Raw genomic sequence first — 13,519 nt, forward strand, 5'->3', positions numbered from 1 at the left:
TCTACTTGGCACTGTTTTGCCATACTGCTTGAAAATAACCTCCCGTCTGCGACACCCGACGATGCGCATCGTAGGCATCTTCTTCACATACCAACGAATAGCTCTGGCCAAGCATTCTACTGTAATCGGCAAACAGGATGGGTTTCACTACACCAGATTCAGCGGAACTCTCCTTGCCGTTTCTGGCCTGCATCAAGTATGCCCAAGTAAAATTGCCTTTGATGTAACTTAGATAGTTTGCTACAATCTCCGGTTCCATCTCGCCAAAGCTGGCGGCATTCCAAAATATATCGAACTTAAAATTTGCCAAAAGCGGAAATTGCCAGTTACCAAATAAATGGATTTTCCCTTTCTCTAAATTATGCAGGTCCGTTCGCTCAAGACCCTTTTCAGAGCCAACCACAGCATTTTCACCTAATACATTCGTTAGATACTTTTCACAGAGGTACAATTGTGCGGGTAGGTCGAAGCACAAAATTGTCAGGTCAGGATATATTTTTTTGAGTAACTCAACTTGGAAACCCGAGCCTGAACCTAATTCAATTATTGTTTCATCGCCTCTGAGTTTAAAAAATTTGTGAGCAAAGCTATAGCGCACATAGAAGCTCAGAAATTTCATGGTGTATTTCTTTCCATGAACAGAGAATAAGTCTTGTGGCTTCCCAAAATCACTGGCTTCGAGCTTGTTAATAGGGTAAGCATCTGCTAGCTGGCCTTGGCTATCGGCATATTTATAAGCCATTTCCCTGATATCAGACAGACGTAAAGAGTAAGGCAATGAAGCTCGGTTATCAATAAAGAGTTTTCGGACAAGTTGCCTAATAAACTTGACGTAAAAAGGCATCCTGGGATGATAGTAATATACTAGGTCGTTAAAACCGAATGTTGTAAAAATCGGGTACTTGCCACTTCGGAGTTCGCTCAAATCAGCTCCTTTGACTTCCTCTACAATTTTATCTTCATAAGCTTTCCAATACCTTCCTGCGTGGAATATTTCTGGCGCGTTACGATAGGCGGCATTGAGTTTGTCGAGATGATTCATTAGGTTAATTAGGGTAGTATTCGTGTGTTTTGTCAGCGTGTTGAATTTCTCTAGTACGATTCAGGTGCCACAAATGTAGGTTTGTCGTATTTTGGAGCACATTTGAGATTCAAAATGCAGATTGAAAATTGCATTTGAATGATTTTTTTGCAATTTCAGAGTATAATCTTAGTAAGCCGTTCCGTTAGCTCCACGCGTGAGTAGCGTTTGTGGCTAATCGCCGGTAAGTCCAAGTTGGGATTGATGCGCCATTGGGCAAACAGGCCTTCCAGCGTCTCGAGCATCAGCGCGAAATCATCGTAGGGCAGGGCGTGGCCGGCGGCGCACTCCTGCAGCAGGTTATCGGCGTCCGACCCGGCAGGGCCCACGCACAGAATGGGCTTATTCGCGGCCAGGTATTCAAATACTTTGCCTGGCAATATTCCAAAGTTGCGCGGCACATCGGGAATGGCCATGAGCAGGGCCGACGCACTCAACAGGTGCTTGACCGATTCGTCGTGCGGGACAAAGGGCAAAAACTCCGTTACCTCGAATAGTCCGGCGTGCTCAATCTGGCGGCGCAGTTCGGCTGAGACCTGGCCCACGAAACGCAGGCGCAGCGGCACATCGGGGTGGCGGGCCGCGCAAGTAGCGGCAGCTTTCAGCAAGTGGCCGATGTGGTAGAGCTCCGTGATGGTGCCCGTGTGCGTAATGCGCAGGCAGTCAGTAGGCGGCGCGGACGGTTCTTGAAAATCCGACTCGTCGTAGCCATTGGGCAGGACGTGGAATTTGGCCGTGGGCAATGCGGGGAGCTTGGCAAGAAACAGCCGCTTGGTTTCCGGCGAGGTCACCAGCACGGCATCGGCCTGCGTGAGGACTTGTCGCTCGTAGCGGGCATCCAGCCAGGCGGCCAGCGGGGTGTGGTGCAGGTCTTTGTAGTAATAAATATCCGTCCAGGGGTCGCGCATATCGGCCAGCCAGCGCAGCCCGAACCGTTTCTTCAACTCCAGGCCGATGAGCTGGGTGGAGTGCGGGGGCGACGATGTGAGCACGGCGTCGAATGACTCGCCGGCAGCCAGCAGTTTTTCGACGGCGGCCAGCGCGTGGCGGTTCCAGCCCCGGCGCGGGTCCGGGATAAACAGGTTGCCACGCACAAAGCGCATAGCCTTTTGCATGAGCCCGGGCTTGCCTTCGTTGGCAAAGCCGCCGTAGGGCACGGCCCGACCGGTCAGCTTTTTGTAGCTCTCAAAAGGCTCGGAAGTACCGGTATGGATGACGCGCACGCCGGTGGGCACCTCGGCCAGCAGGCTCTCATCGCGCACGGGGTAGGTGGCCTCGGCCGGGTCCACGGTTATCACGGTGGGCTCCACGCCGAAACGGCCCAGGTGCTTTACAAACTTCAGGCAACGCTGCACGCCGGCTCCGCCCGAAGGCGGCCAGTAGTAGGTGATGACGAGCAAACGGAGCGGGCGGGGGGAGGGCACGTAAGCAGTGGATAACTAACGGGGCGCGAAGGTACGTGGTTTGCCGGTTTTCGGGCATTTATGGTTACTTTTGGGGTTCAGTAACCGCCTGATTCCCGGCAGCTCGTCCGGCGCCACATCAGCCTCCTCCGTTAACTCTGCTCAACTCAGCGATTCATGTTCGATAATCTCTCCACCAAGCTCGACCGGGCCATCAAAACCCTCAAAGGCCAGGGCAGTATCTCGGAAATCAACGTCGCGGCCACCATTAAGGAAATCCGCCGTGCGCTGGTCGATGCCGACGTTAACTACAAGGTTGCCAAGGATGTAACCGACAAGATTAAGGACGCGGCAATGGGCCGTGACGTGCTCACGGCCGTGTCGCCGGGCCAGCTCATGGTCAAAATCGTCTACGACGAACTGACCGAGCTCATGGGCGGCGAGAAGAAGGACATCACCATCAAGGGCGACCCGGCCGTTATCCTGCTCTCGGGCCTGCAGGGTTCGGGCAAAACCACGTTTGCCGGCAAGCTGGCCAGCTACGTGAAGAAGCAAAACCGAACCGTGCTGCTGGTAGCCTGCGACGTGTACCGCCCCGCGGCCATCGACCAGCTCAAGGTGCTCGGCGAGCAAATCGGCGTGGAGGTGTACTCGGAAGTCGAGAACAAAAACCCCGTTGAAATCTCGCGCAACGCCATTGAGTACGCGAAAAAGAACAACAAAAAGGTGGTCATCATCGACACCGCCGGCCGCTTGGCCGTGGACGAGCAGATGATGCGCGAGATTGAAGCCGTGAAAGCGGCCATCAACCCGAGCGAGACGCTGTTTGTGGTGGACTCCATGACCGGCCAGGACGCCGTGAATACCGCTAAAACGTTTAATCAGCGCCTGAATTTTGACGGCGTGGTGCTCACCAAGCTCGACGGCGACTCGCGGGGCGGTGCGGCTCTCTCGATTCGCGCGGTGGTAGAGAAGCCCATCAAGTTCATCTCGACGGGCGAGAAGATGGACGCGCTGGACCTGTTTTACCCCGACCGCATGGCCCAGCGCATTTTGGGCATGGGCGACGTGATTTCGCTGGTGGAGCGGGCGCAGATGCAGTTCGACAAGGACGAAGCCAAGCGCATCAACGCCAAAATCCGGAAAAACCAGTTCAACTTTGACGACTTCCTCTCGCAGCTGGAGCAAATCAAGAAGATGGGCAACATCAAGGACTTGATGGGCATGATTCCGGGCATGAGCAAGGCCATGAAGGATGTGGAAATCGACGACGACGCCTTCAAGCCTGTTGAGGCCATCATCAAGAGCATGACCAAGCAGGAGCGGGCCAACCCCGACATCCTCAACGGCTCGCGCAAGCGCCGCCTAGCCAAGGGCTCCGGCACCGATATTCAGCAGGTAAACGCGCTGATGAAGCAGTTCGACGACATGCGCAAAATGATGCGCACAATGAACAAAATGAGCCAGACCAAAGGCGGCATGGCCCAGATGCAGAAGATGATGGGCGGCATGAAAGGCGGCCCCGGCGGCATGATGCGCTAAGCAACGCGGCGCGGCGCGGGGGCGTAAAGCAGGGTCGTAGCTGTTTGCGCCATGGATATTTCTCCGCCCGCCCGGCTTTCTACTCCGCTGCTTTTTCGGCTGGGAGTGCCGGCGCGCTTGCTGCGCGTGGGGCTGGCGATGGTAATCGGCACGTTTTGCTATTGGGTAGCTCCGTCCGACTTTGAGCTCGTTACCACTTTGCTGCTGGCCTGGGATGGTTTTCTGGTGGGCATTTTGATGCTTACGTGGGCAACCATTCTGCAGGCCAGCACCGCCGATATCGAGCGGGTGGCCCGCGTGCTGCACCCCAACCGCACCTGGGGGCTGCTTTTACTGGTTACGTTCGTTGGGGTGGCCATCAGCCTGCTGGCCGTGATGCTGATGCTGCGCCGCTTGTTCACGATGCCGCTGGAAGAACGGCTGGAACATATACTGGTATCGGTGGTAGCCATCGTGGGAACCTGGCTGATGCTGCACACGCTGTTTGCGCTCCACTACGCCCATACTTACTTCAAGCCCTTGCCCGGTGTGGAACCCGAGCGCCGGCAAGGCGGCCTGAATTTTGTGGGCGCCGCTCCGGCGTTGTATTGGGATTTTGTGTACTTCGCCTTTGTCGTGGGCACAACCGCACAAACCGCCGATGTTGGGGTTACTTCGCTGCGCATGCGCCAGCTGGTGCTGTTTCATGGCATCATGGCCTTTGGCTTCAATACCGCCATCCTGGCGTTGAGCATCAATATCTTGGCGGGCGTGCTCTGAAATTAGCAAAGCCGTTTTTCTGTACTCGTCCCGAAATACTGGATGGCGCGTAGCCTTGTGGCTGGGCGCTTTTTTGTGCCCGTAGGCTCGTGCGTTAAGGCCCAAATAGTGGTTGGCTCAAGTCGCTGTAAGCTCCGCGGGGAAGCAAAATGCTCACGGAATTATGTCACCTAAATCCGCTTTCTGCGTAGTTCCTTCTTGTGGATTTTTGCAAATAGTGTATTGCTAATGAGGTGTTTATAATTTAAGAATCACTGTTTATAAACAAAAAAACTTCTCTAAATAGAAAGGTGATAGTGCCCAGAAAACCCCTATTTCAATGATTATTTTATCCATTTATCTCAAGTGTTATGTTAAAAAAACTACTTCGCGGCCTGGCAGCAAGTGTGCTGCTGGCCGCCCCCGTGGTTGCTTCGGCTGACCACCTGCGCCCCCAATTGCTGCTGACGGCGCGCCTGAACGGCAGCCATGAAACGCCGTCCGTAACTACTCCCGCCCAAGGAGTGGCTGGCTTCACGCTTAATGCTACGCGCGATACGCTCTTTGTGCAGGCGGCTTTTGCCAACTTGAGCGGCGCCATCGTGGGCGTCCACGTGCACGAAGGGGCGGTGGGCGTGGCCGGGCCCATTGTTACCAGCCTGGTGCCGCTGTTGCGCGGCAACCGCTTGTCGGGCTACCTGACTGGGGCCGACATTTCATCGGATAAGTTGGCCAAGTACCTGCGCGGCGACTACTACCTCAACGTGCACACCGCTGCCAATCCCAACGGGGAAATTCGGGGGCAGCTCTTGGTCGAAACCGACCAAGAGTTTTCGGGCACCCTGAACGGAACTCAAGAAGTGCCGCAAGTGCCCACCGCCGGCACCGGCCTGGGGGTGTTTACCCTCAACCAAAACCAGAAGAAGATGAAATTCCGGGTGGTGGTGGCCGGGCTGAGCAGCGCTATCACGGGGGCACACTTTCACCGGGGCGCTGTGGGCGTGAGCGGCCCGATAGTGGTCGACCTCGTGCCCTTTGTCTCGGGCAATGTGATTGAAGGCGAAATTGTGCCCACCGCCGACTTTCTCACCTCCCTGAATCAGCAGGAGATTTATATTAACGTGCACACCAGCACCTACCCCAACGGCGAAATCCGGGCGCAGGTGTTGCCCGTTAGTCGCAACCTGGTTTTCGACGCTCGCCTCGATGGAGCCCAATTGGTCCCCGCCGTCACCACGGCCGCCAAAGCCGTGGCCGTGGGCCGGCTAGGCGCCGCCCTGGACAGCATCACTGTGTTGGTAGCCCACACCAGCCTGAGCAGCGCCCCGCTTGCCCTCAACTTTCACAACGCCGAACTAGGGCAAGCCAATACCACCGCCAACCTGTTGGGCTCGGTGCCCATCACCAGCGGCAATACTGTGGGCAACGTCACCACTTTCCAACTGGCGGGCCCCAACCTGCCAGATGCTTTCGTGAACCTGCTCTTGCGCGGCAGTCTGAACGTGGTGCTCAGCACGGCGGGTAGCGCCACCGGAGAAATCCGCGGGCAGGTGTACCGGCTGGCCCGCGAAGGCTACACCTCGTCTTTCAACGGGGCCCAGGAACGGCCCACGCCCACGGCCAGTTCGGGGTATGGAGTGGGGGTGGTGAGCATCGACCGCGACCAAACCAACGCTCACTTCATGGCCGTGTGGGACGGGCTAACCGGGCCGGCGGCCATGGGCCATTTCCACACCGGGTTGCGCACGGAGGCAGGGCCCGTGGCGTTCACGCTCACGCCGTTTTTCGACAACGCAGCGGCACCAGCGGCTGCCTATGGCTACTGGGAAGCCGAAAACACAGCCGAGCCGTTCACGTTGCGCCGCTCCCTTCAGTTCCGGCGCGACAGCATGTACATTAATCTGCACACGGCTGCAGTTCCGGGCGGCGAAATTCGCGGGCAGGTTATCCGCGGAGCGCGCAATCTGCAACAGATTCTGGCCGCCCAACCCGCCGCTGTGGTAGCCGGCTCCTTGCGAACGGCCCCCAACCCCTTCACCTCGGCCCTCACTTTGTCCTTCGACGCCCGCGTGGCCGGCACCGGCCGCTTGCAATTCGCCGACGTGCTGGGCCGTTCCGTAACAACCCAGACTGTCGTCGTGCGGCCCGGTATCAATGTCCTGCCGTTGGCCCTGCTCCACGCCGCGCCCGGCTTCTATCTGCTAACGCTGGACGTGGGCAACACCCGGTTGATAACTCGCGTTGCGAAGGAGTAAACACCTAGTAAAACCAGAATAAGCTGGACAATAAAGTATTCAAGGTAAGCTATTTACTGAGTAGTGATTTTGAGAAAAATCTGCTGGCGCGGAATCTTTTGGTGCAATTGTTGTTGCTACATCCGTGAAAGAATAGTTTTTTAAGGTGTTTTGGTATGGAGAGCTGATGGGGTATCCCTGTCAGCTCTTTTTCTGTTTAAGGGTCAACACGTTACGAAGTTATCCACATGGATTTATTGCCCCGAGGTCCGGAAAATTTTCCACATTTACCTCGATTTCCGGACCGGAATAGGGCCAAAAAATAAAAAATCCGGACCTGATTAAAGACCGGATTTCTGGGTGTTTCTGGGCGAAAGTGCCGTCAGGCAGTTGTGGCCGTGGGCTTGCTCAAGAATAGCTCCTTGCCCACGGACAGGCAGCCGATGACGAGGCAAGCGTTGGCCACGAAGTAAAGCACTTGGTAAGTGTTCGGGCGAATCATCACGCCCAAGATGCTATAATTGGCAATGTCCCAATTATTACTTGATGGATGTTGACGACCCTCCTCATATTCTTGCATGGACATATCACCGTGCCATTCCGTGTTTACTTGTCGAGTCATGTAAAAGCAAAGGGGCAAGACGAGCAACCACCACAAGCGGGGACGAAGAAGATTACGAAGCATGTCCCAAAGGTATTATGGCGGCGTTAGCGGACAACCAGGTACATCTTCTCTTTCTTCTCGTGCTTCTTCATCAGGTCCATTACCTTCTTGACGGCGGGCGCACAATTCCAAATTTTGTCCGAACCTCGTTCCAGGCCCAGCAGCGGACACCCGAGGCTGTGACCGGCATGGTTGCCGCCGTGCAGGCGAACGCCGAGGAAGCCGGGTACATTCATCAGCAAGGGCAAGTACTTCTGGAAGGCGTTACTGAACGTGAGCACAAGTTCGTATCGACCGGCCGGGATGGCGGTTTCGCCGTACAGCTTGACGCCAGCGGGGCGAACCACGTCTTCCAGCGTCCAGGCTAAGTGTTGACCTTCGAAGGTCAGTTGACCACTGGTTGAAGTCGGGGTGGACGGTTGACGGGTTAAAATAAATTCTTTCATGAGGGATTGTTTCCCTCAGATAAGAGCGCATGAAAAACCCCGACTCGGAGACCGGTCAGGGTTAGTATTAACAATTAGGATGTAAGAAAACGGGCGTTACTGCTGCGACTCGGCTCGTATTTTCAAGGCAACCAAGATTCCCAACGGCACGACCAAGGCACCGAGACGAGCGAAACCATCGGTGTCGCCGCTGATATTGAACAGGTTGTTGAATTGCCACACGAAGACGAAACACACGGCCAGTGCCGCAAAAAAGATATAGGGGTTTTTCAAATGCTTCATAGAGGATAGTTTCCTTCAGATAAGGAATTACACTTTGCGCAGCACGACGATGTTCTTGTAAAAGTTGGGAGCGGTGGTATTTATCCAACTATAGCTGATGATGCCACCCACGGGCGTCAAGTTGGTGAAGAGCGCCATGTTGCCCGCAATGGTTCGCGGCGATGATGGGGTGATTAATTTTTCCACGCCGTTGACCGTCACCTTCGAGTTGCCGCCAGTAACAGGGTTGCGGGCGCCGAAAACGGTCAGTTCGTACGTCCCGGCATCATCGAGTCCTTCGAATTGCGCGACTTCGGCCACGGTGCTGGACGCCGAATACCACGAGTTCACCCACGCGGCGGTGGGATGACCGAGCGCGGGCGTGGTGAAGTTGTTGTTGGTGATAATGCCGGTCGGTACCGTCGTCCAACGGAAGCCAACGGTGCTGGACATCACGTTGTTGGTGTCGCGTAAGTACATGAATTTCGGCGTTCCACCGGCTGTATTATAGCCGGATTCCGGGACCAAGGAACCGGGACCGAATTGGATTTGCCACCGGTTCGTGGGCGTGAAGTTGGCGTTGGCGGTCGGGCGGTCAAGGCTGCGACGTCGGTTGTTAAGTGCTGCCATAATTACACCACGGCATTTGTTATAACCCATTCATTTGCTGCGCGTTGACGCAAGCCGACCGACGCCCACTGACCTGCGGTTTTGAAGCCCGAAAACGAAAACACCGTGACACCGGAAGCGCCAACCACCGTGACTTGACCAGCACCTTCTTGCGCAATTTCCATGACGGTACCGGGCGCGAACACGCCCAACGGGATGGTCACCGTGGCGGCAGCGGTGAAGGGAATGATGTTTCCGGCGTCGGCAAGCGCCAAAGTATAGTTCGCTGATTTGCTGGCGGTGATGGTTGTCGTGGCACGAATCGTTTCCACGGTGGTGGCCAGTGTCGCCACCGCGCCGGTCACGAAGGCCGTGGTGGCGATGCGCGTGGACGAGTTGCCAGCGGTTTGCGTGGGCGCCGTTGGTAAACCGGTCAGGGAAATGTTGTTGGCAATTTTGGCGGTCGTCACGGCACCGTCCACGATGATGGTGCTGGTCACCGCGTTGGGTGCCAGCTTCGCCGTGGTCACGGCAGCATCCACGATGGCGGCAGTGTACACCGAGTTATCGGTCACGCCACCACCGCCACCGCTGCCCACGGCGGCTTTGACTTCGTTAATGGCCGCGACCAAGTTGGTTTTGTTGGTGGTGGTCAACGAAGTCAAGACACCGGTCGTGGTGTTGATGGTGGTGATGGCACCGTTCACGGCGTCCACGCTCGGCGCGGCCGTGGTACTGGCGGGAGTCAAAGAGTTTTGAACCGAACCACCGCCACCGCCAGCGGTAACCGCTGCGGTCACAAATGCCGTGGTGGCCAGTTGCGTGGTGTTGGTTCCCGCCGTGGCGGTTGGGGCGGTTGGAGTGCCCGTCAACGCAGGGGAAGCCACGTTGGCTTTGAGGTTGATGGCCGTGGTGACAAATGCCGTGGTGGCGATGCGTGTGGACGAGTTGCCAGCGGTTTGCGTGGGTGCCGTGGGTGTTCCGGTGAAGATGGGGCTGTCCTTGTCGGCTTTGAGGAAAAGAGCGTCAGAAGTGGAATAAAATGCAATTAATGCGGCATTCGACATCGGCTTGTCAAAATCGGCGGTGTTGTTGACGTTGCTGAGTCCGACCGCTGTTTTGTCCAAAATTTGGAAGGTCTTGTCTCCACGCCAGTACTTGTCGCTGCTGCTGCTAGCGATGGCGTTTTCCTTGCCGTTCAAGGCCGTGGTGGTGGCACCGGCATCGGCTTTGGTGCTGATGCTGGTTTGCAAGGCACCGATTTCGGTCGCCACGTACGTCGTGCTGGCTTTGTTAATCAGTGCCGCGTTCACGGCGTCCACGCTTGGCGCGGCCGTGGTACTGGCAGGACTTAGGGAGTTTTGCACGGTGCCGCCACCACCTGTCCCGGCCATGATGCTCAGGGTGCCGTCGATGGAAATGGTTAAGCCGGTGCCGATTTTAACAACGCCGAGTTCGTCGGCGGTGGCAATCGGTAATGTGGTGGCCGGTACCACGGGTGCGGGTACCGTCAACGGGGTTAAGGTATAGGATTCAGTTCCTTTGAAGTTCTTCATGCGAAGCGTCTGGATAGCTAGCTATTATGGGGTTAGACCAAAAGGGTGGTCGTCAGGACGCCATCGTTGCCAACCTTGACGCGCCACCGCTTGCCGTCCGGCGATTTGAGGACGATGCCGAAGTTGGCGTTGGTTTCTACGTCGCCGTTTACGTGGACCTTGCTGGTCGGCGCGGCAACGCCAAAACCGGTGCTCAGGCTATCGGCCACGAGCATGGTGTTGGTGGTGGTGGCACGTGCCGACGTTCCCAAGCTGACGGTGTTGGTCAAGGTGGCCGTCAACGGTCCTGCGCCGCTGCCGATGGCGATGTTGTTGGTACCAGTTGTGTTTGAGTTGCCTGCGCCGAAGCCCAGGAACACGTTGTTGGCACCCGTGGTGTTGGCCTGTGCGACCACCGAACCTATCATCACGTTGCTGCTGCCAGTGGTGGTGTTTCGCGCCGCGAAATGACCGAGGAAGACGTTGTTTTGTCCGGTCGTATTGGCTTGACCGGCATAGCTTCCTATAAACGCGTTATTGGACGCCGAGGTGTTGGCGCTGCCGCTGCCGATGCCGACGAACGTGTTGTTGTTGCCGGTGTTCACGGCCCCGGCGCTGGCTCCGAGCATGGTGATACCCAAACCGCCCGCGCCCGCCAACAAACCATATGACGTGTTGGTGGTCGTCGGTTTTACTTGCTTTAAGTCGATTTGCCCCAAGCGCGAATTCAGCGTGGACATGTCCACCGAGTTGATAATCACCTTGCCGAAGTAACTCGTCACGGCCGTATCAAAGGAATTCAGGACGGTGGTGTTGGTAAAGTTGACCGGCGTGTAATTGTTGAGCGCCACGCTGCGCAGGGTGTTGCCGTTGAAAACGACGCCCGTTGGCAACGGCATGTTGGTGAGGCTTCCGCCGACGAAGGCGTTGTTGGTGAACGTGGCTTCGGCTGTGAGCAAGGAGTTGTCCAGGGTTACCGCGTCCAGGGTGTTGCTCGTGAACTTGGGATTACCCCAGGGGAAGCCGCTGATGGTGGCCTTCTCGGCCACGACGTTCAACCGGTTGTCCCGGCGTTCCAGGATGTCGTCGGTGACGGCGTTGTACAGCACTTGGTCGAAACTTGCCAATGTGTTGCCGTACAAGTCTCCCATGGGATTCAATACCCATGAACCGCCCGTCCCCGGCTCGGTCAAACTGCCTTGGGGCGAACTCCATGTCTTCCCGGCGTGAATCACAACCGGTGGTATCGAGGTTTGCAGCGGCAACGGGTAATACGTGGTGGTCGTGTTTGGGACCGGGATGTTGGTCGTGGTCGTGTTGTAAGCGCCACCTTCGTACTGAATGCCTTGGGAAGCTTGGACGGTCAACGTGGTCGGGCCGGTCAGGATGGTGACGAGGTTGGCCGTTTCTTCCAGGATGACTTGGCCCGTGAAGGTCTTGGACGGGTCGGTGTACTGCTGAGCGCCACTGAATTGAATCACGAGTTCCCGGTTCGGCGTCGTGCCTTCGGTGAAGAAGGTGATGCCGCCCACGGGAACCACGAAGTCTTGCCACGCCAAGGCAATCAGGGGAACGCCGCTTGCCGTGGATAAGCTGCCGCCACCATAGGCGAAATTGCCCGATTCGAAAGTGATGCGCCCGTTGGTATCAATCCCGAACTCGGTATACTGGACGCCGCCGAAGGTGAAGGGAAACGGCAACGGATAAATCTGGAAGTTGTCGTCGCCGCTGACGGCCGTGGTAACGGTCCCCGTGGGCGTGTACGGAAAGTATCCGCTATATGTATCGGCCGAATAAGCGTACGCGCTGCCCGAACCTTTGGCTGCGGCCCAGGTGCTCGTGGTGGCGTAATCGGGAACCTTGGTTGCCAGGGTGCCGTGGCTGCTGACGTGGCTAGCCGAGACGGCCCGAACCATGACGTCACCGGCTTGCCCCAGCGCCGAGGACGGGCGGCTGGTTACGATGTACGTGGTATCGGCCACGAGTTGTGCCGCTGCCATTTTTGTCGTCAGTTCGGCGTGGGTAATGAGCACGGGCGCACTGATGCCCGTCGTGGTGGTCGTGTTGTTCTGGACCAGGGTGACGCTGGATTTCTTCGTGCTGCGGACCCAGGTGAGGGTTCCCGCCGTGCCCGGCATGTATTCGTAATTGTTGAGCAGGTACGTGAAGCGCATACCCACGACCGAGCCGGTGACAATGCCTTGCAGCTCGTTGTTGGCGTTGTAAACGCCGTTGACCACCGCCGTCCGGATGGTGCTGGAAATGTCGTACACGTCGAAGTTATCCGAAGACAGGACGCGCAAATTCAAGCCGGTGTTCACGGCCGTCACGCTCGGTGCCTTGGTCGTGGTCGATGGCGACAACGAATTCTGGACATAAGTCGTGGATACCGGCGCAGGCGGGACCGAGGCTTTGACTTCGTTGATAGCGCCGACCAAGTTGGATTTCTCGGTCGTGGTCAGACCAGACATGGTGCCTATTTGCGTGGTGTGCAGGTTCAGCTTGGCAAGAATCGCCGCAGCGCTGGCACCATCGGCGGCAAGCTGGTTGGCAATTTCTTGCAGGGTATCCAGTGCGCCGGGTGCGTTAACCACCAAGTTGTCAATTCGCAGTTTTTCGGCCGTGATTTTTGCTAGCAAAATTGCGTCCTGTGCGTCGATATAGGCTTTGTCGGCGTCGCTGCCTGCAAATTCCAGCCAGTTGGCGTCGTCGCCGAGGGCTTCCAGCTTGGCGGTCTCGGTGCCTAGGGTGAAGAAGCCGGGAACAAGAAGCTGGTATGTCTTGCCGGTGTCGGCCACGGTGACCATCATGCCGAGCTTGCGCAGGCCGCTGGACATGCCATCGGGGTCCAGGCCTGCGCTGAGGGACAAGTTGTTGCGCTCGTCCAGGTCGGCCACGCTGCGGAAACCGCCTTGCCCGTAAATATCATAATGGGTGGCGTTGCTGCCCAGCGGCACGATGGCATCGGCAACGACGGTTCCTTGAAAAGTACTCATGTAATGTATT

11 protein-coding genes are annotated in these 13,519 nt (G+C 56.8%); 3 read left to right on the top strand and 8 right to left on the bottom strand.

Translation table 11 applies throughout. The features are described 5' to 3' along the window. Position 1: 1 nt before the first annotated feature. On the bottom strand, positions 2–1,042 hold the full coding sequence (locus I2I05_RS08455) for a putative sugar O-methyltransferase (protein ID WP_196281800.1): 1,041 nt from the start codon (positions 1,040–1,042) through the stop codon (positions 2–4). Between the two features lie 155 nt (positions 1,043–1,197). Continuing rightward, positions 1,198–2,505 carry a glycosyltransferase family 4 protein gene (locus I2I05_RS08460; protein ID WP_317192334.1) on the bottom strand — a complete coding sequence of 436 codons (1,308 nt, stop codon included), beginning with the start codon at positions 2,503–2,505 and terminating at the stop codon, positions 1,198–1,200. 156 nt (positions 2,506–2,661) lie between these two features. Between I2I05_RS08460 and ffh the strand changes: the two genes are divergently transcribed. From ffh to I2I05_RS08475, 3 genes are all read left to right on the top strand, one after another. Then, complete coding sequence (ffh, locus tag I2I05_RS08465) at positions 2,662–4,026, top strand: signal recognition particle protein (protein ID WP_196281801.1); 1,365 nt, start codon at positions 2,662–2,664, stop codon at positions 4,024–4,026. Positions 4,027–4,077: 51 nt separating this feature from the next. After that, positions 4,078–4,785, top strand: a complete 708-nt coding sequence (locus I2I05_RS08470; RefSeq protein ID WP_196281802.1) for a DUF1345 domain-containing protein — start codon at positions 4,078–4,080, stop codon at positions 4,783–4,785. Between the two features lie 350 nt (positions 4,786–5,135). Further along, a complete protein-coding gene (locus tag I2I05_RS08475) occupies positions 5,136–7,019 on the top strand; it encodes a CHRD domain-containing protein (protein WP_196281803.1) in 1,884 nt (627 codons plus the stop codon). A 361-nt stretch (positions 7,020–7,380) separates the two neighbouring features. Here the strand turns inward: I2I05_RS08475 and I2I05_RS08480 are convergent, their stop codons facing one another. The 6 genes from I2I05_RS08480 to I2I05_RS08505 form a co-directional block, all read right to left on the bottom strand. Continuing rightward, positions 7,381–7,620 carry a hypothetical protein gene (locus tag I2I05_RS08480; protein WP_196281804.1) on the bottom strand — a complete coding sequence of 80 codons (240 nt, stop codon included), beginning with the start codon at positions 7,618–7,620 and terminating at the stop codon, positions 7,381–7,383. 86 nt (positions 7,621–7,706) lie between these two features. Further along, positions 7,707–8,108 carry a DUF5675 family protein gene (locus I2I05_RS08485; RefSeq protein WP_196281805.1) on the bottom strand — a complete coding sequence of 134 codons (402 nt, stop codon included), beginning with the start codon at positions 8,106–8,108 and terminating at the stop codon, positions 7,707–7,709. Between the two features lie 96 nt (positions 8,109–8,204). Further along, the gene (locus I2I05_RS08490; protein WP_196281806.1) at positions 8,205–8,390 is read right to left on the bottom strand and encodes a hypothetical protein; all 186 of its coding nucleotides are present in this window, start codon (positions 8,388–8,390) and stop codon (positions 8,205–8,207) included. Positions 8,391–8,417: 27 nt separating this feature from the next. Beyond that, complete coding sequence (locus I2I05_RS08495; RefSeq protein ID WP_196281807.1) at positions 8,418–8,849, bottom strand: hypothetical protein; 432 nt, start codon at positions 8,847–8,849, stop codon at positions 8,418–8,420. A gap of 152 nt (positions 8,850–9,001) precedes the next feature. Then, positions 9,002–10,492 carry a hypothetical protein gene (locus I2I05_RS08500; protein ID WP_196281808.1) on the bottom strand — a complete coding sequence of 497 codons (1,491 nt, stop codon included), beginning with the start codon at positions 10,490–10,492 and terminating at the stop codon, positions 9,002–9,004. 74 nt (positions 10,493–10,566) lie between these two features. Then, positions 10,567–13,509: a hypothetical protein gene (locus tag I2I05_RS08505; protein WP_196281809.1), complete on the bottom strand. Its 2,943-nt coding sequence runs from the start codon at positions 13,507–13,509 to the stop codon at positions 10,567–10,569. Positions 13,510–13,519 lie beyond the last annotated feature (10 nt).

Origin of the sequence: Hymenobacter jeongseonensis (genome assembly GCF_015694725.1) — a bacterium.
GTDB lineage: Bacteria > Bacteroidota > Bacteroidia > Cytophagales > Hymenobacteraceae > Hymenobacter > Hymenobacter jeongseonensis.

What these genes read in the sequence shown, in the direction of transcription:
- I2I05_RS08475 (WP_196281803.1), top strand. Translation starts at nt 5,136, where the DNA reads ATGTTAAAAAAACTACTTCGCGGCCTGGCAGCAAGTGTGCTGCTGGCC.
- I2I05_RS08485 (WP_196281805.1), bottom strand. Translation starts at nt 8,108, where the DNA reads ATGAAAGAATTTATTTTAACCCGTCAACCGTCCACCCCGACTTCAACC.
- I2I05_RS08470 (WP_196281802.1), top strand. Translation starts at nt 4,078, where the DNA reads ATGGATATTTCTCCGCCCGCCCGGCTTTCTACTCCGCTGCTTTTTCGG.
- I2I05_RS08490 (WP_196281806.1), bottom strand. Translation starts at nt 8,390, where the DNA reads ATGAAGCATTTGAAAAACCCCTATATCTTTTTTGCGGCACTGGCCGTG.
- I2I05_RS08480 (WP_196281804.1), bottom strand. Translation starts at nt 7,620, where the DNA reads ATGACTCGACAAGTAAACACGGAATGGCACGGTGATATGTCCATGCAA.
- I2I05_RS08455 (WP_196281800.1), bottom strand. Translation starts at nt 1,042, where the DNA reads ATGAATCATCTCGACAAACTCAATGCCGCCTATCGTAACGCGCCAGAA.
- I2I05_RS08495 (WP_196281807.1), bottom strand. Translation starts at nt 8,849, where the DNA reads ATGTACTTACGCGACACCAACAACGTGATGTCCAGCACCGTTGGCTTC.
- ffh (WP_196281801.1), top strand. Translation starts at nt 2,662, where the DNA reads ATGTTCGATAATCTCTCCACCAAGCTCGACCGGGCCATCAAAACCCTC.
- I2I05_RS08505 (WP_196281809.1), bottom strand. Translation starts at nt 13,509, where the DNA reads ATGAGTACTTTTCAAGGAACCGTCGTTGCCGATGCCATCGTGCCGCTG.